Genomic DNA, 23,908 nt, shown 5'->3' on the forward strand with positions numbered 1-23,908 from the left:
CCCTGGGTGCCCACTCCCCGTAGCGGTGGTCACCGGTGCGTCGCACGCCTCGGCTCCGTCGAGCGTGCACGTTCCCCACGTTCCGGCTCGGCCTCCGCCATCCCCCTGAAGCTTGCGAAAAAAGGAGCTCCACATGCGTACCTCGCGCTTGTCCCGAACAGCCACGATGGCCACGGCCGTCGCGCTCGGCGCGGCCCTCGCACTCGGCACCGCCGGCACCGCGCAGGCCGGGTGCTACGGCTCGGCCATCTCACCGACCACCGCGGCCTCCCTCGACAAGGCGTACACCTTCCTGGACCAGGCCATGGACGTCCACGGCTCCGGCAGTACCCTGCGCCTGCCGCAGAGCTACACCGGCGGCTACTTCACCTCCATCAACTTCGTCTCGTCCTTCACCTACGACGACGCGCTGACGATCATGGCCTACCTGGAGCGCGGCAACGGCAACGACATCTCGCGCGCCCGCACCCTGGGCGACACCCTCCTCTACGCCCAGGAGCACGACCCGATCGGCGACGGCCGGCTGCGCTCGTCCTACCAGCCCGACCCGTTCATCACCGCCGACGGCACCCCGTACATCGGCTCAGCCTCCAGCTATTCCGGGAACATGGCCTGGGCGGGACTGGCCTTCGCCCACCTTTACGCCGACACCGGTGTGCGGAAGTACCTCACCGCTGCCCTCACATGCGCCAACTGGATCCAGTCCCACAGCTACGACACGCGCGGCGTCCCGGGATACACGGGAGGCCGGGACGCCGACAACAACCCTCTCACCTTCAAGGCGACCGAACACAACATCGACATCGGCGCGTTCTTCCACGTCCTGGCGACCCTCAGCGGGAACAGCACCTGGGAGACCCGGTCCCGGACCGCCTTCGACTTCGTCCACTCGATGTGGGACCCCACCGGCCACAAGTTCTGGACCGGCACCAACACCGACGGCGTGACAACCAACTACAACCCGGTCCCCGAGGACGTCCAGACCTGGGCGTTCCTCGCCACCAAGGACGACACCTACCAGGCCTCGATCGACTGGGTCCGCAACAACCTCTCGGCCACCGACAACGGCTTCTCCGGCGTCAGCTTCAGCAACGCCTCCACCGCCAAGGTCTGGTTCGAAGGCAGCGCGCACCTGCTGGCCGCGTACTACGCCCGCAACGCCACCGGCGACGCGTCCCGGGCGTCCACGCTGCTGAGCTCCCTCCAGGCCGCGCAGGCCGGCGCTCCCAACACCGACGGAAACGCGATCGTCGCCGCCTCCAGCGACGGACTCGACACCGGATACGGCGACACCTACTACGCCTCACGTCACACTGGCGCCACCGCCTGGTACGCACTCGCCGCCGAGCAGGCCGACCCCTTCGTCCTCGACCCCGACGAGACCCAGTGGCGATGACAGTGGCGATGAGGGCGGAACGGCCACTGGCACTGGAACGACTGGAGGTGGTCAAGGCCGTTGGCCGGTCGAGGCGGCCGCGACGGCGGCTTGTCCGGCGGTGTCCTGGGCGAGCCGGTCCACGACAAGCATGGCCACATCGTCCGCCAGGCGGTCCCGGGTGTGCCGGATCAATCCCTGGTGCAGGTGTTCCAGGAACTGCGCCGGAGTGCAGGCCGGCGCCGCTTCCATGGCCTGGGGCAGGGCGAAGAAGTCGTTGCCGGGGTCGCAGGCCTCGATGACCCCGTCGGTGTAGAGCAGCAGCCGGTCGCCGGGGGCGAACGGATAGCTCTGCGGCTCGGCGGCACGACCGGTGAGAAGGTCCTCCAGTCCAAGGGGCAGCAGAGGCGAGGCGGGCATCAGGGCATGCGCCTTGCCTCGGCACAGCACCAGCGGCGGCGGATGACCGCGATTGACCACCTGGACGACGAGTGCGTCCGAGACCTGGGCCACGAGCGCGGTGACGAAGGACTCCGCCCGGACTTCCCCCTCGCCCCGGTCACCCACACCTGGGGCGGCGCCCTCGCGGCGCAGCGCGGCCGCGCAGTGGTTCATGACCCCCGCCAGTTCGTCCTCGTAGTGCACGGCCTCGCGGAACGCGCCCAGCACGGCAGCGGCCGAGCGCACCGCAGGAAGCCCCTTGCCCCGCACGTCACCGATGATCATCCGGACTCCGTGCCGGGTGGGCACGGCCTCGTACAGGTCACCGCCGATCTGCGCGCCCTTCTCGGCCGCAAGGTAAAGACTGGCTGCCCCCACCGGGCCCAGCCGCGCGGGGACGGGCCGCACCACGACCTCCTGCGCTGCCGCGGCGATCCGGCGGACCTGGTCGAGCTCGCTCTGCCGACGTCTACGCACAGCGTTACTGGTGGTGACACTGGCCACGGACACCACCAGGAGACCCAGGAGATTGCTGTAGATCTGCTGGCCACCCCACGCCTGGTGCAAGGTGGTCGTGGTCAGGCTGACCGCCAGAGCGCCACCCGCCGCGGCCAGGGTGCCCAGGGGTCCCATCGTCAGCGACGCCAGGGCCGGCATCGCGGTCAGCAGAGGACCGGTGTACACCACGTGCGCAGGGGAGAGCTCCACACCCAGCCCAAGCAGCACGATCACGAATGGCACACACTGCGCGACCCTGAAAAGCACCCGGCTGGGACCGCCCACTCCTGCTGGGTGGGCCGAGCGGAAGAACGGCCGCATGACTACAGCCTGCCTCGCTCAAGTGGAGCGTTCCACCCAACGCCCTGCGCCGGCGGACGTAGGTCGGCGACTATGAATCGAAAAAGTATTCGATATCTCCCTCGGGGATGGGAGTTCTCCACTTTCCCGAGCCACGCAGAACACACCGGCGGCTCCTGGTCCGGCGACTCCCCCATGTGCCCGCATACGGTTGCGCCGATGGTGCTCAGGGGCTCCGGCGTGCGCCTTTCCGCACCCGCTACAAGACTGTGACTGTGAGGGAGCGAAGGGATTCGAACCAGCGAGGTGACATGGGCCAATCCTCCAGGGGCGGCACCGCCGAGGACCTGTTCCTCGACGGCGATGCCGCCGCTCTCGTGGACCGCGAAGGCCTGATCGTCGGGTGGACGCAGGCAGCGGTCGAGCTGTCGGGCCACTCGGCACAGGAAACGCTCGGACGGCCGGCCCGTTCCCTCTTGGCCGACCCCGACGCCTGGGAGCGGCTGGTGGCTTCCGCCAGTGCCCCCTCGTGGCAGGGAAACATCGCTCTGCGGCACCGCACCGGCCAGGTGATCGATACAGCCGTCCGGGTGCTGCCTCTGGAGTCGGCAGGAGTGAGCTGCCTCGTACTCGCGGAACCGGACGCGGTGTCCAAGACGCGGGAACGGGACCGGGCCCTGGTGGACGGGTTGTTCAGCCAGGACCGCATCGGTCTCGTCCTCCTCGACACCGACCTGACCGTGATCCGCGACAATTTCCGCGCTCGGGGCGTCGTGGCCCCGGCCGAGGGCGCCCGCCTCGACGACATCCTGGTGCCCTCGGACGCCCACTTGCTCGACGGACGGCTGCGCCAAGTCCTGGAGACGGGCGAGCCGATGGTCAATGTGGAGCAGGGAGCGCGGTTGCGCAGCGCTCCCGAGCGCGAGCGGTTCGTCGTGGTGACCGCGTTCCGGCTGCGGGAACCGGGAGGTCGGCCTCTGGGCGTGGCCGTCGGATTCACCGACGTCACGACCGAGAACCGCGCGCGGCGCCGTTTGGCTCTTCTCCATTCCGCGGCGGGCATCGGCACCTCGCTCGATCTCATCCGCACGGCCGAGGAACTCGCCGATGTCCTCGTTCCGAACCTCGCGCACATGGCCTCCGTCGACCTGGTCGAGGTGGTGCTCAGCGGGGACGAGCCCCGAGTGATCCCGCCGGGAGAGGCCCCGGAAGCCGTCCTGTACCGGGCCGCCGGGGCCCGCAAGGGCGGTAGATGGCCCCGGGAGACCTATCCGCCGGGCTCCTCGGTGAAGGTGGATCCGGACACACCCCAGGGGCGCATCCTCTATCAGGGAGGGGCGATCCTGACCCCCAGGCTCTCGGAGTTCAAGGCCCAGGTGGGATCCGCCGGGGAACTGGCTCGCATGTTCATCCCGGATGAGGCCCACTCCTCGCTCGCGGTGCCTCTGTTCGCCCGGGGCAGACTGCTCGGGCTGGTCGTGATGTGGCGGACGAGCCAGGAAGCGACCTTCAACGAGGATGACACCTCCTTGGCCGAGGAGATCATCTCGCGCGCCGCCCTCGGCGTGGACAACGCCCGGCGCTACACCCGCGAACACAACACCGCGGTGACCCTCCAGCGCAGTCTGCTGCCGCGCCCCGTGGTGGAGACCGTCGCAGCCGAGACCGCGGGCACGTACCTGCCGGCCGTTGGAAGAGCGGGTGTCGGCGGTGACTGGTTCGACGTCATACCCCTGTCCTCCTCACGGGTGGCGCTCGCGATCGGAGGCGTGGTCGGCCACGGCCTGAAGGCCACGGCCACCATGGCCCGCATGCGCACGGCGGTTCGCGCGCTGTCCGATCTCGACCTGACCCCGGAGGACCTCCTGCTTCATCTGGACGACCTGGTGGTGCAATTGGCCGGTGAAGGCCCGCCGGCGGACGGGACCGCAGGAGAAAACGCACTCGGGTCGAGTTGCCTGTACGCCGTCTACGACCCTGTCGCACGTCGGTGTGTCCTGGCCAACGCCAAATGCCCCACACCTGTCGTGGTCGGGCCGCGCGGCGGGACGGCCACCTTCCTCGACGTGCCCACCAGCCCCGCCCTCGGGACGGAGACGCTGCCGTTCGAGCCCGTCGAGATCGAGATGGAACCGGGAAGTGTGCTCGCCTGCTACACCGACGGACTGGTGGAACGGCGAGACGGCAGGCAGCTCGAGATGGAGCGCGTCAGGCAAGAACTGGAAAGGCGCTGTGACCCAGACCGTCCCTTGGCGGAGATCGGCCGTGAAGTCCTCACCGCGCTGGCACCCGATCCACCCGCCGAGGACGTGGTCCTGCTTCTGGCCCGTCTGGGTGCCGTGGACGACACGGACACCGCCGCCTGGGAACTGCCCGCCGATCCGGCCGTCGTCTCCCAGGCACGCGAACTGGCCTCCGTCCAGCTCACCGCCTGGGGCCTGGAGGAACTGTCGTTCACCACCGAACTCGTCGTCAGTGAACTGGTGACGAACGCGATCCGCTACGCGGACGGTCCGGTCACCCTGCGGGTCACGCGCGAACGCGTGCTCATCTGCGAGGTCTCCGACCACAGCAGCACCCAACCTCGACCGCGTCGTGCCCGTAGCACCGACGAGGGCGGACGCGGTCTGTTCATGGTGGCCCAGCTGACCCAGCGGTGGGGCAGCCGCTACACGGCCTCGGGAAAGACGATCTGGACCGAGCAGCCGCTCGACACCACACTCACCACCGCCTAGCGCTCCAGTCGGGGGTCCGCTGTCGTCGCCGGTCGAGGCCGTGACTCATGAAAGTGCGCGAGGGCTCCACGTCGCCGCAGCGCAAGCGGCGCTTCACGCGTCCCGCAGGGGTGCGGACGGCTCGCCGCGGGCATCGGCGTGCGCCGGGTCGCAGGCGTCGAGTTGTGCCTGGACGCGTGCGGCCGCCGCAGTGCGGTGCTGCGTTCGGTAGAGGTCGAGGGCCTGCCGCCAGCAGTGGCGCGCCGCACTCGTCCGGTTCAGGGCTTGGTAGGTGTCCCCGAGGTGTGCCAGGACGTTGGCTTCGAACGCGGTGGCGGCGATGCCGATGTCCCGGGAGAGTTCCCGGGACATCGAGAGAGCCTGGTGGTAGTGGTCCAGTGCCTGGCCGTGCCGGCCGCTGAGGTGCGCGATGTAGCCCAGGCTGTCCAGGGTGCTCACCTCACCGCGGCGGTCGCCTTCACTCCGGCATACGGCGAGGGCCCGCGCGCAGTGGGAGTGGGCCTGCTGGTAACGCCCAAGACGGGCGTGGCTCCACCCCATCGCGTTGAGGATCCTGGCCTCCCACACGGCGTCACCGAGGGCGTGGTGAAGGCTCAGGGAGCGCTCGACGCAGGACAGCGCCCGCCGGGGGACACCCTGTTGGTCCCAGATCCAGCCGAGTGCGAAGTGGGCACTGCCCTGGCCGGCTGCGTCACCGGTCTGTTCGAACAGGGTGAGGGCCTGGCCCAAGTGGTCGAGGGCCTCGGTGTTCCGGCCCGCCTGGCCGCAGGACAGCCCCAGCCTGAGACGGGCGAGGGCCTGCACGGAAGGATCGTCCAGCTGTTCGGCGGCGGCGAGAGCGGCCCGCCACATGCCGAGGTTCTCCGGGAGGCGGTTCCGGTCCCACAGGAGGGCGAACACCGATTCGGCCAGCTGCCAGGTCAGAGTGTGCCAGCCGAGTTCCTGGGTAAGCTGCTGTGCGGCCAGCAGGCACATGTGTTCTGCATCGAACCACGCTCCCGCCGCCGCCGCGTCCGCAAGTGGGTGCGGTCTGCTGCCGGCAATCGGCGGTTCCAGCTCGAGCCTGATCGGCCAGAAGGTGTCGGCCAGACGGCTGCCGCGGTCGGCGGTGTGGAGATAGAAGTCGACCAGGCGCCGCAGCGCGAGCGGGCGGACGGCCTCATGTTGGTCCTGCCGGGCGCGTTCGACGGCGAAGAGGCGGACCAGGTCGTGGAGTTGGTAGCGGCCAGGGCTCTGCTGCCTTACCAGGTGGGAGACCTCCAGGGCGTGCAGCAAGGTGCGAATGTCGGCTGGTGCACGGTTGGCCAGGGCGGCCGCGGCGGGCGGGCTGATGTCCGGGCCGGGGGCCATGCCGAGCAGGGTGAAGACATGCGCCGCGTCGGGCTCGAGAGCCTGGTAGGAGGCGGAGAACACCGCGCGCAGGTCGGCGGCGATGTCGTCGGCGTCGAGTGCGTCGAGTCGGTTTGCGGACTCGGCCAGCTCGGCTGCGAGGTGGGACAGGGGGAAGTCGGGGTGGGCGGCCGCACGCGCGGCGACGGTACTCAGCGCCAGCGGGTGACCGCCGCAGTGCCGCAGGAGCGCGTTGACGGCCTCGGGTTCCGCGGCGATGCGGGCCTCGCCGAGGTGGCGGGTGAGGACCTCGGGGGACTCGTCCTTGGAGAGCGTGCACAGGGTCAGCAGCCGCGCTCCCTGGGCGGTGACCAGGCTGCCCAGTCGGCGGCGGCTGGTGACCAGGACGGCACAGCTCGGGCTGCCGGGCAGCAGCGGGGTGACCTGGGCGGTGTCAAGGGCGTTGTCCAGCACGATGAGCATCCGCTTGCCCGCCACCAGACTGCGGTACAACGCGGCTTGGGCGTCGGGATCCACCGGGACGGCGGATGGCTCCACACCCAGGGCACCCAGGAAGCCCCGAATGGCCACCGGGGGCGGCACCGCCTCGCCCGAGGGGTCGAAGCCGCGCAGGTTGACGTAGAGCTGGCCGTCGGGAAAGCGCTCCAGGTGGTTGTAGGCCCAGCGCAGGGCCAGGTAGGTCTTCCCGATGCCGCCCTTTCCGGTGATCGCCGAGATCACCACCGATTCGCCCCGATCGGCGTGCTGATCGAGGTCGGCGGACAGCGCGGCGAGCTCCACGGCGCGGCCGGTGAACAGCGCCGGCGGTGCGGGCAACTGACGCGGTACCGGGGCGGGCACGGCAGCCGGTGCGGGCCGGATGGTCACCGCGGGCCCGGTGTGCGGGGTGACAGCGGGGTCGCAGGTCAGGACCTGATGGTGCAGCTGTTTGAGCGACGGGCCGGGATCGATGCCCAACTCGTCGGCCAGACGCTGCCGGGTGCTCTCGTAGCACTTCAGGGCCTCGGCGGTACGTCCGCACCGATGCAGCGCGAGGACGAGCTGCCCGGCAAGGCGCTCATCAAGCGGGTGCTCACGCGCGCGTGTGCGTAAGCGGGGCAGCAGATCGGTGTGGCGTTCGAGACGAAGCCCGATTTCGGTGGCGTCCAGCTCGGCGGCGAGGCGCTCCTGGTGAAGTACCTCGCGCAAGGAGTTGGCCCATGGAGTGTCCAACCCGCGCAGCGCGTCCCCGCGCCACAGGCCCAGGGCCTCCTCCAGAAGGGCCGCGGCATGCTCCTCGTCCGCGGCCCGGCCGGCTTCGGCGACCATGCCGCGGAAGCGGTGCAGGTCCACCGTCCGCGCATCGGCCGTGAGCACATAACCCGCGGGCCGCCGTGCTATCCGCACACTCTCCAAACCGGCCAGCGCCTGCCGCAGGTGGGACAGGTAGCTGTACAGCGTGCCGCGCTGCGCCGACCGCTCCCCCCACACCCGCTCGGCGAGCTGATCGGCTGTCACCTCGCGGTTGAGGTCGACCAGCAGGGCTGCCAGCACCAGCCGCTGGCGGGCATGGCCGAGTTCGACCAGGCGGCCGCCGATGCGCGCTTCTATACCGCCGAGAACCCCGAACGTTACCGCCACCGCGGTCACCCCTCCGTCGATCGGATCTGCGTCTCCCGGACAGTCGGCCCTGCCGACGGGTAGCACGCGTCGGCGGCGCACCAACGGACGTGTTGGTGCGCGCCAACGGGAGTGTGCCAGGATCAAGCGGAGCGCGACAGTCATCACACACCTTCAACACGGCCGTGTACCACCGAACCCGCTCCTGGGTTCCGTCGCGAGGCACTGAGTGCCGGCCGGGGCGGCGGGCCGCCGGCGAGCAGGTCGGCCACCGTCCGCTGTCGGCCTGTCAATGTCACAGCTCCGACCGGTACGGACGGCCGAGCAGGAGTTCGGCGGCGGCAATCGCACAGGCTCGGGACGAGCCATGGGTGGCCAGGAACGCGGTGGGAGGTGGGGGGCTCACGTGGGGCAGTCCCATCTCGACCACGACCGTGTCCGGGCGGATCCGGAGCAGCCGCTCGAGCGCCGCGGCGACCGATGGGTGCCGGTGGACGTCGCGGACCACCGCGACCACCCGGCGGCCGCGCTCGCTCGCCTTGGGGTCCGCAGGGGCGGACGCCGGGGTGGAATCCGGCTCGACGGTAACCCGGACCACCCGTGTGCCGGGCAGCTGGGTCCGCAGGAGCTCCCCGAGGCCCCAGGCGGTCTCGCCGATGGCTGGGGACTGCACCGTGTCGAATTCGACCACCAGCGGCGGTGCGCCCAGTGGGGTCACTGCGCGGGCGGTCACCGCGCGGCGAGCCGCGGTCAGGGCCGCGGCCGGGACCCCGGCGCCGCGGCGGGCGCTTTTGGCGGCGTTCCCGAGGCCCGGCCCGTCGGAGCGGAACCGGGCCGCGAGAGCGGCCATCCGGGTCGCGGCCTCGGCGAGGCGCTCCTGCGGCAGCGCACCGGTTGTCACCGCCTTGACCAGCTCCGTCCGGAGCAGTTCGGTGCGTGCCTGCCCGTGGTGAGTGCCTACGCACAGGGCGTCCGCGCCGGCCGCTATCGCCCGCACTCCCCCGCCCGCGATCCCGTAGCGCTCGTACACCGCCTGCATCTCCAGCGAGTCGGTGATGACGACCCCGTCGAAGCCGAGGCGGTCGCGCAGCACGCCGGTGAGCAGTGTGCGGCTGACCGTCGCGGGCACCGTGTCGTAGGCGGGGACCAGGATGTGGGCGGTCATCACGGCCGCCACTTCGGCGGCGATCGCCGCCCGGAAGGGCGGAAAGGCGGTGGCCTCGAACTCCTCCCGGCTCTCGTGCACGACCGGAAGGTCGTGGTGGGAGTCCACCGTGGTCGACCCGTGCCCCGGGAAGTGCTTGGCACAGGCGGCGACGCCCGCCGACTGCAGGCCCGTGACGTGCGCCGCGGAGTGGGCGGCGACCCGCTGCGGGTCGGCGCCGAAGGAGCGGGTGCCGATCACGGGGTTTCCGGCGGCTGTGTTGACGTCGACGACCGGGGCGAGGTCGAGGTTGATGCCTGCCGCGGCGAGTTCCGCGCCGATCCCGGCCGCGGCCTGCCGGGTCAGATCGCAGTCGTCGACGACTCCGAGGGCGAGGTTGCCCGGCCATGGGCTGCCGTGTTCGAGGTGGAGCCTGGTGACGTCACCGCCTTCCTCGTCGATACCGATGACGAGGTCGGGGTTTGCCGAGCGCAGCTGCCCGGTGAGGTTGGCCAGGCGTTCGGGTCCGGCCATGTTGGCGTGGTAGAGGACCACGCCGCCGATGCCTTCACCGATCCGGTGCAGCAGCCAGTCGGGTGCGGTGATGCCGTCGAAGCCCGGCAGGATGCATGCGTCGGCGAGACGGTAGAGCTCCTGGGTCATGGCCGAGGTCCTGTTCCTCGCGCGTACTCGGGCCGGATGTCGGCTTCTTGCTCCTCGGGGACTTCGAATCGGGAGCGGAGCCGGTCCTGGGCGCCGACGTCGGCGCCCGCACCGGCGAGGGCATGCATGGCTGCGCCGGCGACCGGGGGCAGGGTGACGACGCGCGGCCGCACGCGTGGAGCGCCGAGCGCGAGTCCGTCCTCGATCCGGCGCGTCAGGTAGGGGTCGCGGGCAGCCAGGACCCCGCCGCCCAGGAAGACCTCCGCGTCGGTGTCGGTGAGGCCGAGCCGCCGCAGCGCGGTCAGGGCCATGGCGGTGACCTCGTCCGCCTGGCGGTCGAGGATGGCTCGGGCGACGGGGTCGCCCTCGGCGCAGGACGCGAACAGCAGGAGGGTCAAAGAGCTGAGTCGGGATCGCTCGAACCTGCCGGTGTGGAGCGCCTCGGTGACCTGGGCGACGGTGCTGGTACCGAAATGGGCGGCGACCTTCGGTCCCAGGGCGGTCCTCGGGCCGCGTCCGTCCTCGTCCCGGACCGCGTGCCACAGCACCTCGGCACCGAGGTCGGCTCCACCGCCCCAGTCGCCGGAAATGGCGCCGAGGGCAGGGAAGCGGGCGGTCGCACCGTCGGGTGCGACCGCGACGCAGTTGATGCCCGTGCCGCAGACCACGGCCACGCCCCAGCCCCGGGTGGAGCCGGCGTGCAGCAGGGCGAAGCAGTCATTGGCAACGTGGCTGTGCTCGGCCCAGCCTCGCGCGGCCACTGCGTCACTCAGCTCGGCCTCCTCGCTGGGCAGGTCGGCCCCGGCCAGGAAGGCGGACAAGCGGCCCACCGGCCGGCTGTCCAGCCCTGCTTCGGCCATCGTCTCCCGCAGGAGGACTTCGAGTGCGCCAAGGGCCGGGGCGATGCCGTCGACCTGCGGCCGGAAGGGCCCTCCACGGCGGCGGGCCAGCAGCCGTCCGCTGGTATCGGCACACACCACGTCCGTCTTGCTGTTGCCGCCGTCCACGCCCAGGATCACGGCTTCGTTCGCCGTCATGCGCGGGCCCAGGGAAGGAAGGCCCGGTTGGCGGCGACCAGCTCGGCGGCCAGTGTCCGCGCTTGGTGTGCCTGGCCGACCAGGGGGTGTGCGAGCAGGGCGTCCTCGACCCTGTGGACACCGCCGTGGACCGCTGCCTCGAGGGCGAGCTCCTCGTACGCCGCGACGTGCGCCACCAGTCCGGCGTACAGCGGAGCCAGCGGAGGCACCTCAAGGGGGTTCGCACCGTCGGGCCCGATCAGGGCCGGCACCTCGACCACGGCCTCGTCCGGCAGGAAGGGCAGCGTGCCGTTGTTGCGGACGTTGGCGACCTGCGGGATGTCCGGCTTGTCACCGCGTCGGCCGAGCAGTGCGGCGAGGAGGTTGACCGCCGCCTCGGAGTAGTAGGCGCCGCCGCGCTCCTCCAGCAGGGCGGGCTTCTCGTCCAGTGCCGGGTCGGCGTACATCCTCAGCAGGTCCTGCTCGATGGCCGCGACCTGGTGGGCGCGGGACTGCCCGCCCCGCTGCTCGGCGACCACCTCGTCGTGGCCGTAGTAGTACGTCAGGTAGTAAGAGGGAACCACTCCCAGTCTGCGCAGGGTGTCCACGGGGAGGCGGGAGCGCCTGGCCAGCGCGTCGCCGTGCCGCTCCAGGATCTCCGGCAGCAGGTCGACGCCGTCCAACCGGGCGCCGCGCATCCACGTGAGGTGGTTGAGACCGGCGTGGTCCAGCACGATCCGGTCGGCGTCCACGCCGTACCAGTCGCCGATGGTGTGCTGCAGGCCGCGGGCGACGTTGCACAGGCCGACGGCACGGTGCCCGGCGTCCAGGAGTGCGCGCGTGACGATGCCTACGGGGTTGGTGAAGTCCACGATCCAGGCCTCGGGGGCGAGTTCGGCGACACGGTCGGCGATCCGCAGCACGGTGGGCACCGTGCGCAGGGCCTTGGCCAGGCCGCCGGCACCGGTGGTCTCCTGGCCCACGCAGCCGCACTGCAGCGGGATGGTCTCATCGGTGTGGCGGGCGGCCTGGCCGCCGATGCGCAGCTGCAGCAGGACCGCCGCCGCGCCGTCGATGCCGGAATCGAGGTCCCCGGTCGTGGTGATCGTGGCGGAGAGTCCCTGCCTGGCGAAGATCCGCGAGGCGAAGTCGCCGATCAGGCGCAGACGTTCGGCGTCCGGGTCGATGAGGACCAACTCGTCGAGGGGCAGGATCTCGTGCAGTCGCGCGAACCCGTCGACGAGTTCGGGGGTGTAGGTGGATCCTCCACCGACTACGGCGAGCTTCAACCTTTTACTCCTGTCAGGGTGACGCCTTCGATGAAGGCTTTCTGGGCGAAGAAGAAAACGACGATCACCGGGGCCATGGCGAGCAGCGTGGCGGCCATGGTGAGGTTCCACTGCACGGCGTGGACGGACTTGAAACTGGCCAGCCCGATGGCCAGCGTCCACTGCGAGGGGACTTCTCCGGTGTAGATCAGTGGGCCGTAGTAGTCGTTCCAGGCCGCGAAGAACTGGAAGAGGGCGACGGCCGCCAGGGCCGGGCGCATCATCGGCAGGACGACCCGCAGCAGTACCCGGATCTCGCCGCAGCCGTCGATCCTCGCCGCGTCCAGGTACTCCTCCGGCAGGGTGAGCAGGAACTGCCGCAGCAGGAAGATGGAGAACGCGTCCCCGAACAGCGTCGGAATGACCAGGGGCCAGATCGACCCGGTCAGGTGCAGCCGTGCCCAGAGGATGTACATCGGGATGACCAGCACCTGCGGAGGGAGCATCATCATGGTCAGGACGGCCAGGAAGGCGGCATTGCGGCCCTTGAACCGGAAACGGGCCAGCGCGTACGCGACCGGGACGCTGGAGACGAGCATCAGGGCGGTGGCCGAGACCGCGTAGACCAGGGTGTTGCCGAACCACGTGAGCAGCGGCGCTTTGGAGAAGACCGTGACGAAGTTGGACCACTGCCAGTGCCTCGGCCAAAGATCCGGGGTGAGTGCCTGCTGGTCCGTCATCACGGAGGTGAGCAGCACGAAGACCAGCGGCCCCAGGAACATCAGGGCCAACGCCAGGGCGATGCTGTGATCGGCGATCCAGATCAGTCGGCGCCGGTAGGCCGCCCGGTTGTCTCGAGCGTGGCGGCGCGGGGAGCTGGGATGACCTGGTGCCGCGGCTGCCGAGCCGGACCGGGGGGCCACAGCGGTCGGGGCTGTCACGAGGCCACCTCCTGCGGCTGGAAGCCGGACGCACGGCGCAGCAGGGCTGCCGTGAAGACCATGGACACCGCGAAGAGGACGACGGCCAGAGCGCAGGCGTAGCCCATGTGGAACTGGTTGAAGCCAGTGATGTACAGCCACTGCGGGACGGTGAGCGTGGAGCCCTCGGGGTAGCCGGGGACGGCTCCGGAGTGGAGGCCGCCGGCGGCTTGGGCGGCGACCATCGCCTGGGTGAAGTACTGCAGGGCGGCGATGATGCCGGTGACCACGGAGAAGAGCAGCACCGGTGAGATGGAGGGGAAGGTGACGTAGCGGAAGCGCTGCCACGGGCTGGCTCCGTCGAGCGAGGCGGCCTCGTAGAGCTCCGTCGGTACCTCGAGCAGCGCGGCCAGGAAGATCACCATGACGTTGCCGATGCCCCACAGGGACAGCAGCGTCAGCGCGGGTTTGGACCAGGAGGGTGAGTTGAACCAGTCCGGGCCGGGGATACCGACGGTCTCCAGGATGTGGTTCACCGGGCCCGTCGCTGGATTGAACATGTAGACGAAGGCGACCGTGGCGGCCACCGGGGGGACCAGCGAGGGCAGATAGAACACCGTCCGGAGCAGCCCGGCGCCGGACTTCAGACGGACCAGCAGCATGGCCACCGCGAGCGCGAAGAGCACCTGCGCGGGCACCATGACGACGACCAGCCAGGCGGTGTTGCGGAACGCCTGCCAGATGTAGGGGTCCTGCTCCAGCAGGAAGCGGTAGTTGCGCAGTCCCACCCATCCGGCGGCGGAGACCAGATTGGCGTTGGTGAAGGACAGGTAGACGGTGGTCACCAGGGGGTAGACGAGGAAGACCGCGAAGCCGATCAGCCACGGTGACAGGAACGCGAGCACACGGAGGCGGTGGCGTCGACGCCTGGCCCCCAGTGCCGGCGGTACGGGGCCCCGGGCCGCAGTGGGCGGCCGGGTGACGCTGGTAGTGGTCATCGTCGGCTCCGTCTCACTGGCCGAGCTTGAGCGCCGCGTTGCTCTGGGCATCCACGGAGGCGAGTCCGGACTTGAGGTCGGACACCTTGCCCTGCTGCCACTTCTCGGCGAACGGCAGGAGGTTGGCGACGTAGGCGCCGCCGTCGGCGCTGGCCGGCGTGGTGGAGCTGTGCGGGTGCTTGAAGACGTTGAGGAAGGTGGCGAATCGAGGGTCGCGAGCCACGGTGAGCTTCGGCGAGGTCAGTGCCTGGAGAGTGGTCGGGACGTTGCCTATCGCCTGGGCCAGGGACGCGACCGCGTCCGCGTCGGTGGTCAGGAACTTGAGGAGCTTCCAGGCCGCACCCGGGTGCTTGCTGCCCTTGGGGATGCCGATGACGTTGCCACCGATGTAGCCCGAGCCGTACAGCTCCGGCATGTCGTCGGCGACCGGCATGGGAGCGGTGGCGTAGTCGACCTTTGACTTGTCGTTCTTGATGAAGCTGGTGCGCCACTCGCCGTCGACCATCATGGCGATCTTGCCGGTCTCGAAGGCGTTGGCGGCCGAGAACTCGTCAGGCAGCCCGTCCTTGAACTTCTTCAGCTTGTGGGCGCCGATCGAGTCCACCAGCTTCTTCTGCCAGATCATGGCTTTGGCGAAGGCCGGGTCCCCCCCGGTGTTCGAGGAGCCGTCGGGCTTGAGCCACTTGGCTCCCCAACTGGTGACCAGGTGCTCGGGGACCATCTCGTAGCCGCCGAAGTACGGCATGGAGCCGGCGACCTTGATCGACCCGTCGGCGTTGAGCCGGGTCAGTTTCCTGGTGTACTCGGCGAACTGGCTCATGGTCTTCGGCGGGGAGGTGATGCCGGCGGCGGCGAACAGCTTCTTGTTGTAGTACAGCCCGAAGGTGTCGGCGAGCCACGGCATGGTGCAGCGCTTGCCCTTGAAGGCGGTGTAGGACTGGACGGCCAGGGGGATCTGGTTCATGTCCACGTGATCGGCCTTGATGAAGGGCGTCAGGTCCTGGAACGCGCCCGAGGAGCACCAGCCGCCGACGTTGCCCGCGAAGAAGGAGGCCGCGACATCCGGGGCGGTCCCGCCGCGCACCGCCTGGTTGATCTTGGTGTCGTCCTGCGCCTTCACCACCTTGACCGTGATGTACGGGTACTTGGTGCGGAAGGAGGCCAGGACGTCGTTGACCGCGCCGACCTCCCGGTCGTCCTTGAAGGCGTGCCAGAAGGTGATGGTCACCGGGGTGGTGTCCGAGGCGTTCGGTCCCGCCGCGGGGCCGGATGCTGCCGAGGTGCACCCGACGGCAGCGGCCGAGAACAGGGTCGCGGCCAGCGCGACGCGGATCGCCCGGGTAGTCGCGGCGTGTCGGGCGCAGTGCTGGATCTGTCTGGGGCGTCTCACGATGGCCACCTCTCGTCGAGAGACTGCGGAAGGTTCGGGATGAGTGGGGTGCTGGACGAGCGTGATCGCCCTGCGCACCCGGTAGCCTGGTAACCGGCAACTGGTAACCGGCAACTGGTAACGCCAAAAACTAACCAGTTACATTGCCTCTTGACCAGTCCGGCGAGTGTGCTGCATTCTTTCCCTGCACGTCAAGGAAATCCCTGGAAGACCTGCAAGCGACTGGTAGGGAGTGGTCACATGACCAGTGGGCGTAGGGAAGAGTCTTCCTCCAAACGCGAGCGCATCAGGGAGCATCTGCGCGACCTGGTCGAGTCGCTGGAGGTCGGCAGCGCCATCCCGTCGGAGCGACAGCTCTGCGAGGAACTCGGTGTCTCCCGCCCCACGGTGCGGTCCGCGGTCGACGACCTGGTCCGTGACGGCCTGCTGGTACGCCAGCACGGCCGAGGGATGTTCGTCGCGGCACCGAAGATCGCCCAGGAGCTCACACCATCCGCGTCAGCCGGTTTCGCCCCCAAGCGGGTGGGCGGCAGATGGAACAGCCGTACCGTGGACTTCACCCGGATCAGCGCCGGCGCGAGGGTCGGTCGGCGCCTGCGACTGTCTCCGGCTGATCCGGTGCTGCGGATCACCCGCCTGCGGATCGTGGACGACGTTCCCATCGCCATCGACACGGTGTTCGTCCCGGAGTCCCTGGTGCCGGGGCTGCGCGCCCAGGACCTGCAGGGCAGCTCCTTCTACCAGCTCCTGTCGACCCGCTACACCATCGAGGTCGACGAGGCGGTCCAGAGTATTGAGCCGACCGTGACCGACGAGGACGAATCAGCGTTGCTCGGCGTCCCGGTGCACTTCCCCGCGCTGCTCTTCGAGCGCACCACCGCGGATTCCACCGGCAGGATCGTGGAGTTCACCCACTCCGTCTACCGGGGAGACCGCTACCGCATCCTCACCCGGCTCAAGCTCTCCGGCCACCAGGCACCCGGCACCTCACTCACGGTGTCCGGCGCCTGGGACGACTCGGCACATGTGCCGGGTGCCGACACCATCACGACCGACCCGTACTTCCTCCAGGACTGAACGTCCGACGGCCTGAAATCCAAGCGTCGGCTTCCCCGACGCATGCGCCGTCATGTCCCCGCGAGGAGCAGCACACCCCTGTCCCCCAACTCACCGCAGGCTCTCGGGGCCGGCTCCCCGTTCTGCGCCGCCGGCCCTCCAAGGAACAGCGCGACCCGCACATGCCGCAGGCCCCGCCCGCGGTTCCAAGTCCCCACCGGAGAGCACATGTCACGCACCACACGCACCACTCTCAGATCCATCGGCACCAGACGCGTCGGCCTCGCCGCAGCGGCCGGGCTGGCCGCGGCCGCGGTGCTCGCGAGCCTGGTCAACGGGTCGGCGTCGGCCGGCCCCGGCTCGGCCAAGGCTTCCGCACAGCCCGCCGCAACCGCCGAGGCAGCCCCTTCCCTCAACTTCCAGGAGTGGCTCTACCCCGGCCCCGCCGGATCGTCGACCTGCAGCGCCCCGCAGGAGTACGCCGACGGACGCGTCCAGAACGGCGCCCTGAAGGCGGAGTACTACACCATCAACGCCAGCGGTAGCGCAGTACGGCTCGACGCCAGCAACCCCGACTACGCCTGCAACGGCTACAGTGCGGCGAACGTGGCGGATGTGAAGGCGCACTCGGCGAAGCAGTACGTCACCGTCTCGCTCGCGGACCTCGCCGCCGAGCGGAACCTGACCGGCAGCGCCACGAAGACCAACGCCGCCGTCTCCACCCTGACGAACTTCGCCAAGCAGATCGGCTTCACCGGCGTCGACGTGGACTTCGAGAACTACTGGGACTGGAACAACACCGACAAGGCCAACTTCTACAACTTCATCACCAAGCTGGCGACCGGCCTGCACAACGCCGGACTGAAGCTCCAGGTCGAAGGCCCACCTGACAACGGAACGGGCTTCAACTACGGCGACATCCTGGCCAGCGGCGCCGACCAGGTCGTCATGATGGCCTACGACCTGGAGTACCAGTCCCCGGTGGGCAACACCTGTCTGGCGTTCGCCCCGTACGACTGGATGAAGGACCTCCTGACCGGGGCCCTGGCTCAGATCCCGGCCGCCCAGCGCTACCGCTTCGTGGCAGGCCTGCCCTCCGAGGCGTACTCCGCTGCCAACCAGTGCCAGGACATCAGGGGCAACCTGACGCTCAAGGACATGAAGAACGCCCCCGGCTACTCGAGCGACCCCGCCGTCATAGAGTCCCGCCGCGACCCCGAGTCCGGTGAGATCCGCTGGAGCTCCGGCGGGAAGTTCTACGACTACGTGGACCAGACCGCCTTGGACCGCAAGCTCGACGTGGCGAAGGGCCTCGGCATCACCAATGTGTCCGTGTGGACGCTCGGCGGTGGAAACGTCTGGTTCTCCAAGAAGGCAACCGGTGGCGGTACCACCATCGAGGCCGAGGCCACGGGCAACACCCTCGCCGGCGCCGCGAAGGTGCTGGCGTGCACACCCTGCTCAGGTGGCAAGCGGGTCGGCTACATCAACCCGGGTTCCTCGCTGACCGTCAAGAACGTCCAGGCCTCGACGGCCGGCACCTACCAGGTGGCCGTTGCCTTCACCAATGGAGAGCCGGACGCCCTGCAAGCCCGGATCAGCGTGAACGGCGGGGCTTCGCAGACGGTCTCCTTCGCTCCCAGCGGAGGGTACGACTCCCCCGGCTCGGTGACCGTGCCGCTGGCTCTGGCTGCGGGGACGAACACCATCCGCTTCGACAACCCCTCGGGTCCCGCCCCGGACTTCGACGCGATCACCGTACCGGGTAGTGCGGGGTAGCTGAGCCCAGCGCCCTCCACCGGGAGGGGCGCCCGACATCTTCATCGACGGGTACGCAGACACCCGCGGTCGTGGGCGAGCATGGCTCGNGCAACCGAGTCACCTGCCCCTGCGGACCGCGCTGGAGAACGGCGCTGCCGATCGGTCGGGACCCTGCTGTGGTTTGAGGGTGTGGTTTGAGGGGCGTTGCCGGGGCAGGTTGGCGCGGCAACGCCCCTCACCGTGGGCTGTTGAGGTCAGGCCCGGGTACGGCTCAGTTCGGCGGTGAGCTTTTCCAGTGGCTGCCACCTGAGACCGACGAGAGCGACGTGCTGCCATCGCACCCGCCCGTCGGGCCCGATCAGGAACACCGACCGCCTGATACCGACGCCGGGTGCGGTGACGCCGAACGCGTGGGCGACGGTTCGTCCCGTGTCTGCCAGAAGGGGCATCCTGAGGTTGTTGCTGCGGGCGAACTCCGCATGGGTGCGCAGTCCTTGAGGACTGATGGCCCACACGTCGGCTCCCAGGTCCGTGAACTGTTGCAGACCATTTGAGTACGAGCACATCTGGCGGGTGCAGACCGCCGAGTTGTCGTGGGGGTAGAAGGCGAGGACGACAGGGCGCCCGTGCGCCTCGCTCAGCCGGTAGTTGCCGGTTGTGAACGTCTCGCCGTCCCATCGGCCGCCGGGTAGGACGAAATCCGGTGCCACATCTCCTGGCTCCAATGCGTGTGCCATTGCTGTCTCCGCTGTGTGTTGGGCGGGTCGCGACCGGCGCATGCCGTGTGCCGGTCGTGACCCGCCGTCCGAGGTGGTCGGCGGCCATGAACCGCTGGGCAGCGGTACGCGCAACCTCGATAGATAGAACGTTCTGTCTTTGACAGGCTAAGGCGCGGCGCTTCGGTGGTCAACCTGCTCCTCCGCGAGCAAACTCAAAGGTGTGGCCGGTCTGGATGCCCCTCGCCTCGCCACGGTGTCCATTGGGGGAAGAACGGTCGTTCCGATAGAGTGGCGGAATGTCCACTCCCTGCCCCGCCCCCCAGCAGCGGACCTCCCCGGCCCGTGAGCGCCTCCTCGAGACGGCGTCGCGCATCTTCTACGCCGAGGGGATCCATCACGTCGGTGTCGACCGGATCATCGCGGAGGCCCGCGTCACCAGGGCCACGTTCTACCGCCACTTCCCGGGCAAGGAAGACCTGGTTCTCGCCCACATCCAGGAACGCGACCAGCAGATCAGGGGCCAGGTCGCCGAGCTGTTCACACTCAGCACGGACCCGCGGACACTGCTGATCACGCTGATGTCCGGCGTCGGAGCGGAGCTGTGCGGCCCGGACTTTCGAGGATGCCCGTTCATCAACGCCGCGGCCGAGTACCCCGACCCAGGCCAACCCGTCCACCAGGCCGTCCAGGCCCACCGGGACTGGTTCAGGCAGATCATCAGGAATCTCGTCGCGGCGGCCGGGGTCGCCGACGCCGACCACGCCACCGCGACGCTGGTTCTCCTGCGCGACGGCGCCATGGTGGGAGGCGATCTCGACGAACCCCAAGCCGTCCGCGAGCACCTGGAACGAGCCGTCGTCGCCGTCCTCGCCTGACGGTCGGCCACCTGGTCAGGAGTAGCTCGATGCCGCCTCAGACATGAAGCCGTCGCCGTCCCCGGCGGTCTCCAGCAGTATCAGATCCCAGGGCGGCCGCCCTGCGGGCAGCGGCTCGGCGATCAGGTCTTCGATGGCCTGTCGCGACACGGACGGATCCGGGCGATCAGGCGGCGTACATGCGCGGCGGTATCGAAAGGACCGAGGTCGACGGGTAGGTTGCGGCAGTGAGCCGCCGGCACCGTCGCACACGCCGGAGACGGCGAGTTGGACTCCACGGACTCGAGCACGAAGAACTCCGGCACAGGGCCTCCTGGTGCTGCTCGGTTGGTTTGCAACCCCGAGCTGCCAGGAGGCCCTGCCGGTATTCCCCGCTCACCTCCGGATCACCCGAACAGGAACCCTGTTCGCATGATCAAGCCTGCTGAGCGGATATCTTCCGAGGCTGTCTCAGGACTTCGCGTCCTCGATCTTCCAGCGGAAGACCGCGTCGCCCCCCTGCGGCTCGGAGAGATAGCCGACGAAGCCCGGGACGGCCTTGTCGCCGCGCAGGACGGCATTGTGGGCCGCGTCCGCGCTGGTGAGCATCACTGTCCCGCCCTCGGCCGGCAGCGTCTTCCAACGCTGCGACGCATCGGCGGCCGACGCGCATTTCGCCAGCAGGACGTAATTCCCGGTGCCGTCGAGGCAGTACCCGTTCTTGGCATTGCGGATCTGGGACCAGCCGTCGCCGACGTCAGTGAGTACCCATTGCTGGCTTGCGGTGCCTGCCGGCGCTTCCTGCTTCAGCCGGAAAAAGCTCTCGGCGACCGCTTCCGAGTCGAGGACCGCGTCCGCTGCGGCACTGTGGATCGTCACCTTGTGCGCGGAATCACCCGCGTTGGCGGATGGCATCAGGGTTGCACCGAACAGCACCGCGAGGCAACTGAGCGAGGCGGCGACGTAGACTTTCTTCATCAAGCTCTCCTCTCGTCTTCGCTGATGGGCGTTTGAGGTGCGCACGCCAACTTAGTTTGCCAGGAAAGGAAAGTCCAGTCCGCACGGGACGCCAGGTGAGCAACGGCGCTCTCCACGCAGGCGGAGGTGAACCGCGATCCGGCGCCAGGACGCCGGGCACGGGCCTGTGCGGGTGGTGTTTTCCTGGCTTTGCAAACTCATATGTAACGTGCCTTCAGTCCTGTTGGGTGTGCTCGCGAGCAACGACGCACACGGAGTTCCCGACCCGCGCGGACGGCGTCGAACTCTCCTTCTGCCGCACGGCCGATGGTAGGTGAATCACTGTGCGTGCAACGCGACGAAAAGCCAGGCTTCAAACTCCCTTAAGTAACCTCTGAGGCTGTATCGGTTTGGTGGCGAGACGGAGCTCTACCCACAGGCCCGGGGCATACCGGGCAACGGCACCAGCATTACCGCAGGCGCCCGTGATCGCCCCGCGCGCGTCGACGGCCGCAAGCTCAATCTTCCTGACAAGCGCCGTCGGTGCCGGAGCCGGCGGGGTGGCACGGGCCCGCCTCGAGGGCCTGCCCACTGCGCAGACCCGCGCGGTCGAGACTTGTCGGCCCTGGCCGCTGTCGCCTTCTTTGCCCCGGGGTTCAGCGGCACCGGGCCTTCATGGCGGAACTCCTGGGAAAGTCCCGGGCCTCGTGTGGTGAACGGTGCCTGGCATCCGAATCGCAGAACGACTTTCAGTCCCCCCGTGGCACAGCGTCATGCCACCAGAGCGATTGACAGGCCGTCAACCGCACCATGTCGAAGGGGCGGAACCTTTCGGCCGAACACCCCTATGCTTTCGGTGGGCGGCCGGACCGTGCCGCAACAGCGAGTTCCTCGGATCGCAAAGCCCGCTCAGCGGGATATTTGAGCGGGAGTGGCGGTTGTCTCAGGCGTCCGCATGGGAAAAGATTCGACGCATGCCCAGCTCGCAAAACATCTGGCGGCCGCCGGCCTTCCCTCTCGAAGCCCGGAGGATCAGGGAAGCGTGTGGCCGAATCAGAGCGACGCTCACCGGTGATCCGCCCACTCGGGTCTCCACCCCCAACATCAAGGTCGCGGGTAACGTCGAGGGCGTGCATGCCCAGGATTCGGACGGCGATGTCGAGAACCCGTGACCGGCTCCGTCCCCGCAATGAACGCGACCGGCATGGGTCGCACCAGGACCGAGGAGAAACACGATGGCCAAGTACTTGCTGCTCAAGCACTACCGCGGCGCCCCGGCTCCGGTCAACGACGTGCCCATGGACCAGTGGACGCCGCAGGAGATCTCGGCCCACGTGCAGTACATGAACGACTTCGCGGCCCGGCTCGAGGGGACCGGCGAGTTCGTCGACGGTCAGGCGCTCGCCCCCGAGGGGACGTTCGTCCGGTACGACGGCGAGGGTCGCCCGCCGGTCACCGACGGCCCATTCGCCGAGACCAAGGACCTCATCGCCGGCTGGATGGTGATCGACGTCGACAGCTACGAGCGCGCCGTCGAACTGGCCGGGGAGCTGTCGGCCGCCCCCGGGGCGGGCGGGCAGCCGATCCACGAGTGGCTGGAGGTGCGCCCGTTCCTGGCCGCGCCTCCCACCATCACGGAGTGACCTCATCGATGGACGAGGTCCTGCTCCGGAGCCTCACGCCGAGCGTGGTCGCCATCCTCGTCCGCCGCGGAGCCGACTTCGCGGCGGCCGAGGACGCCGTGCAGGACGCGCTGGTCGAGGCGGTCCGCGTCTGGCCGACCGATCCCTCCGCAGGCCCTTCGAACAGGGGAAACCCCATGCGGGACCCGAAGGGCTGGCTGGTCACCGTGGCCTGGCGCCGGTTCCTCGACGCGACCCGGGCGGACGCCGCCCGCCGCCGGCGTGAGGACCTCTTCGACGAGCAGCCGGCGCCCGGGCCCGCGCCTGCGGTGGACGACACACTGCAGCTCTACTTCCTCTGCGCCCACCCTTCGCTGACGCCGTCGTCCGCGGTCGCGCTCACGCTGCGCGCCGTCGGCGGACTGAACACCCGCCAGATCGCCCAGGCCTACCTGGTGCCCGAGGCGACCATGGCGCAGCGCATCAGCCGGGCCAAGCGCACCGTCTCCGGCGTGCGGTTCGACCAGCCCGGCGACGTCGCCACCGTGCTGCGCGTCCTCTACCTGGTCTTCAACGAGGGCTACAGCGGCGACGTCGACCTCGCCGCCGAGGCCATCCGGCTCACCCGGCAGCTCGCGGCCGCGATCGACCACCCCGAGGTGGCGGGACTGCTCGCCCTCATGCTGCTCCACCACGCCCGGCGTGCCGCCCGGACCGCGCCCGACGGCAGCCTGGTGCCGCTCGCCGAGCAGGACCGCGGCCGGTGGGACACGAAAGTGATCGCCGAGGGCGTCGAGATCCTGCAGGCGGCCCTCGCCCGCGACCGGCTGGGCGAGTTCCAGGCCCAGGCCGCCATCGCGGCACTCCACGCCGACGCGCCCACCGCCCAGGAGACCGACTGGGTGCAGATCGTCGAGTGGTACGACGAGCTCACGCGCCTGACCGACAACCCGATCGTCCGGCTCAACCGCGCGGTGGCCGTCGGCGAGGCCGACGGACCGCGCGCCGGCCTGGCGGCGCTCGCGGCGCTGGACGATTCTTCCCCAAGCTCTTCGAGCATGGGATACCCCTTGCCCCGCCACGCCGCGGTGGCGGCGTATCTCCACGAGCGCGACGGCGACCTGGCGACGGCGGCACGGCTGTACGCCGAGGCGGCCCAGAAGGCACCCAACCTCGCCGAGCGCGACCACCTGACGCGCCAGGCCGCCCGGCTCAACGCCCGCCGATAGGCACTCATGGCGC

General features: G+C 69.5%; 18 protein-coding genes. 7 read left to right on the forward strand and 11 right to left on the reverse strand.

What is annotated here, in order from left to right; genetic code table 11:
• Nucleotides 1-133 precede the first annotated feature (133 nt).
• Nucleotides 134-1,396: a hypothetical protein gene (locus IEY86_RS19875; protein WP_189133116.1), complete on the forward strand. Its 1,263-nt coding sequence runs from the start codon at nt 134-136 to the stop codon at nt 1,394-1,396.
• Nucleotides 1,397-1,447: 51 nt separating this feature from the next.
• Here the strand turns inward: IEY86_RS19875 and IEY86_RS19880 are convergent, their stop codons facing one another.
• Complete coding sequence (locus IEY86_RS19880) at nt 1,448-2,548, reverse strand: PP2C family protein-serine/threonine phosphatase (RefSeq protein WP_308425155.1); 1,101 nt, start codon at nt 2,546-2,548, stop codon at nt 1,448-1,450.
• A 377-nt stretch (nt 2,549-2,925) separates the two neighbouring features.
• Between IEY86_RS19880 and IEY86_RS19885 the strand changes: the two genes are divergently transcribed.
• Nucleotides 2,926-5,349, forward strand: coding sequence for a SpoIIE family protein phosphatase (locus IEY86_RS19885; RefSeq protein ID WP_189133118.1), 2,424 nt, complete (start codon nt 2,926-2,928; stop codon nt 5,347-5,349).
• A 93-nt stretch (nt 5,350-5,442) separates the two neighbouring features.
• Here the strand turns inward: IEY86_RS19885 and IEY86_RS19890 are convergent, their stop codons facing one another.
• The 7 genes from IEY86_RS19890 to IEY86_RS19920 form a co-directional block, all read right to left on the reverse strand.
• A complete protein-coding gene (locus IEY86_RS19890; RefSeq protein WP_189133119.1) occupies nt 5,443-8,319 on the reverse strand; it encodes an AfsR/SARP family transcriptional regulator in 2,877 nt (958 codons plus the stop codon).
• 274 nt (nt 8,320-8,593) lie between these two features.
• Nucleotides 8,594-10,105: a beta-N-acetylhexosaminidase gene (gene nagZ, locus IEY86_RS19895; RefSeq protein WP_189133120.1), complete on the reverse strand. Its 1,512-nt coding sequence runs from the start codon at nt 10,103-10,105 to the stop codon at nt 8,594-8,596.
• Nucleotides 10,102-11,142 carry an N-acetylglucosamine kinase gene (locus tag IEY86_RS19900; RefSeq protein WP_189133121.1) on the reverse strand — a complete coding sequence of 347 codons (1,041 nt, stop codon included), beginning with the start codon at nt 11,140-11,142 and terminating at the stop codon, nt 10,102-10,104. Before IEY86_RS19900 ends, nagZ begins: the two co-directional genes overlap by 4 nt.
• The gene (locus IEY86_RS19905; protein ID WP_189133122.1) at nt 11,139-12,410 is read right to left on the reverse strand and encodes a family 4 glycosyl hydrolase; all 1,272 of its coding nucleotides are present in this window, start codon (nt 12,408-12,410) and stop codon (nt 11,139-11,141) included. The genes IEY86_RS19900 and IEY86_RS19905 overlap by 4 nt, the downstream gene beginning before the upstream one ends.
• Nucleotides 12,407-13,330: a carbohydrate ABC transporter permease gene (locus IEY86_RS19910; protein ID WP_229698599.1), complete on the reverse strand. Its 924-nt coding sequence runs from the start codon at nt 13,328-13,330 to the stop codon at nt 12,407-12,409. The genes IEY86_RS19905 and IEY86_RS19910 overlap by 4 nt, the downstream gene beginning before the upstream one ends.
• Entirely contained in the window at nt 13,327-14,307 is a 981-nt protein-coding gene (locus tag IEY86_RS19915) for a carbohydrate ABC transporter permease (RefSeq protein WP_189133123.1), read from the reverse strand. The genes IEY86_RS19910 and IEY86_RS19915 overlap by 4 nt, the downstream gene beginning before the upstream one ends.
• Before the next feature lie 13 nt (nt 14,308-14,320).
• Nucleotides 14,321-15,697 (reverse strand): ABC transporter substrate-binding protein, encoded by a 1,377-nt coding sequence (locus IEY86_RS19920; RefSeq protein WP_229698600.1) that lies wholly within the window; start codon nt 15,695-15,697, stop codon nt 14,321-14,323.
• Between the two features lie 240 nt (nt 15,698-15,937).
• On the opposite strand from IEY86_RS19920, the gene IEY86_RS19925 reads away from it, so the two are divergent.
• Together IEY86_RS19925 and IEY86_RS19930 are read left to right on the forward strand one after the other, a co-directional pair.
• Nucleotides 15,938-16,774 (forward strand): GntR family transcriptional regulator, encoded by an 837-nt coding sequence (locus tag IEY86_RS19925; protein WP_189133124.1) that lies wholly within the window; start codon nt 15,938-15,940, stop codon nt 16,772-16,774.
• A 207-nt stretch (nt 16,775-16,981) separates the two neighbouring features.
• Entirely contained in the window at nt 16,982-18,532 is a 1,551-nt protein-coding gene (locus tag IEY86_RS19930) for a glycosyl hydrolase family 18 protein (RefSeq protein ID WP_189133125.1), read from the forward strand.
• 236 nt (nt 18,533-18,768) lie between these two features.
• Here the strand turns inward: IEY86_RS19930 and IEY86_RS19935 are convergent, their stop codons facing one another.
• Complete coding sequence (locus IEY86_RS19935) at nt 18,769-19,251, reverse strand: peroxiredoxin family protein (RefSeq protein WP_189133126.1); 483 nt, start codon at nt 19,249-19,251, stop codon at nt 18,769-18,771.
• Nucleotides 19,252-19,529: 278 nt separating this feature from the next.
• On the opposite strand from IEY86_RS19935, the gene IEY86_RS19940 reads away from it, so the two are divergent.
• Complete coding sequence (locus IEY86_RS19940) at nt 19,530-20,108, forward strand: TetR/AcrR family transcriptional regulator (RefSeq protein ID WP_189133127.1); 579 nt, start codon at nt 19,530-19,532, stop codon at nt 20,106-20,108.
• Nucleotides 20,109-20,123: 15 nt separating this feature from the next.
• Here IEY86_RS19940 and IEY86_RS37570 read toward each other — a convergent pair whose 3' ends face one another.
• Together IEY86_RS37570 and IEY86_RS19945 are read right to left on the reverse strand one after the other, a co-directional pair.
• Nucleotides 20,124-20,258 carry a hypothetical protein gene (locus IEY86_RS37570; RefSeq protein ID WP_265805055.1) on the reverse strand — a complete coding sequence of 45 codons (135 nt, stop codon included), beginning with the start codon at nt 20,256-20,258 and terminating at the stop codon, nt 20,124-20,126.
• A 300-nt stretch (nt 20,259-20,558) separates the two neighbouring features.
• The gene (locus IEY86_RS19945) at nt 20,559-21,065 is read right to left on the reverse strand and encodes an RICIN domain-containing protein (RefSeq protein WP_189133128.1); all 507 of its coding nucleotides are present in this window, start codon (nt 21,063-21,065) and stop codon (nt 20,559-20,561) included.
• 1,214 nt (nt 21,066-22,279) lie between these two features.
• Between IEY86_RS19945 and IEY86_RS19950 the strand changes: the two genes are divergently transcribed.
• Together IEY86_RS19950 and IEY86_RS19955 are read left to right on the forward strand one after the other, a co-directional pair.
• Nucleotides 22,280-22,687: a YciI family protein gene (locus IEY86_RS19950; RefSeq protein WP_189133129.1), complete on the forward strand. Its 408-nt coding sequence runs from the start codon at nt 22,280-22,282 to the stop codon at nt 22,685-22,687.
• An 8-nt stretch (nt 22,688-22,695) separates the two neighbouring features.
• Nucleotides 22,696-23,895: an RNA polymerase sigma factor gene (locus IEY86_RS19955; RefSeq protein WP_189133249.1), complete on the forward strand. Its 1,200-nt coding sequence runs from the start codon at nt 22,696-22,698 to the stop codon at nt 23,893-23,895.
• The last annotated feature ends 13 nt before the right edge of the window (nt 23,896-23,908 follow it).

Origin of the sequence: Wenjunlia tyrosinilytica (assembly GCF_014646055.1) — a bacterium.
Lineage (GTDB): Bacteria > Actinomycetota > Actinomycetes > Streptomycetales > Streptomycetaceae > Wenjunlia > Wenjunlia tyrosinilytica.

Excerpts from the sequence above, each read along its gene's own strand:
- IEY86_RS19915 (WP_189133123.1), bottom strand. The coding sequence starts at position 14,307 with ATGACCACTACCAGCGTCACCCGGCCGCCCACTGCGGCCCGGGGCCCC.
- IEY86_RS19935 (WP_189133126.1), bottom strand. The coding sequence starts at position 19,251 with ATGGCACACGCATTGGAGCCAGGAGATGTGGCACCGGATTTCGTCCTA.
- IEY86_RS19955 (WP_189133249.1), top strand. The coding sequence starts at position 22,696 with ATGGACGAGGTCCTGCTCCGGAGCCTCACGCCGAGCGTGGTCGCCATC.
- IEY86_RS19940 (WP_189133127.1), top strand. The coding sequence starts at position 19,530 with ATGTCCACTCCCTGCCCCGCCCCCCAGCAGCGGACCTCCCCGGCCCGT.
- IEY86_RS19945 (WP_189133128.1), bottom strand. The coding sequence starts at position 21,065 with ATGAAGAAAGTCTACGTCGCCGCCTCGCTCAGTTGCCTCGCGGTGCTG.
- IEY86_RS19885 (WP_189133118.1), top strand. The coding sequence starts at position 2,926 with ATGGGCCAATCCTCCAGGGGCGGCACCGCCGAGGACCTGTTCCTCGAC.
- IEY86_RS19930 (WP_189133125.1), top strand. The coding sequence starts at position 16,982 with ATGTCACGCACCACACGCACCACTCTCAGATCCATCGGCACCAGACGC.
- IEY86_RS19875 (WP_189133116.1), top strand. The coding sequence starts at position 134 with ATGCGTACCTCGCGCTTGTCCCGAACAGCCACGATGGCCACGGCCGTC.
- IEY86_RS19925 (WP_189133124.1), top strand. The coding sequence starts at position 15,938 with ATGACCAGTGGGCGTAGGGAAGAGTCTTCCTCCAAACGCGAGCGCATC.
- IEY86_RS19900 (WP_189133121.1), bottom strand. The coding sequence starts at position 11,142 with ATGACGGCGAACGAAGCCGTGATCCTGGGCGTGGACGGCGGCAACAGC.
- IEY86_RS19950 (WP_189133129.1), top strand. The coding sequence starts at position 22,280 with ATGGCCAAGTACTTGCTGCTCAAGCACTACCGCGGCGCCCCGGCTCCG.
- nagZ (WP_189133120.1), bottom strand. The coding sequence starts at position 10,105 with ATGACCCAGGAGCTCTACCGTCTCGCCGACGCATGCATCCTGCCGGGC.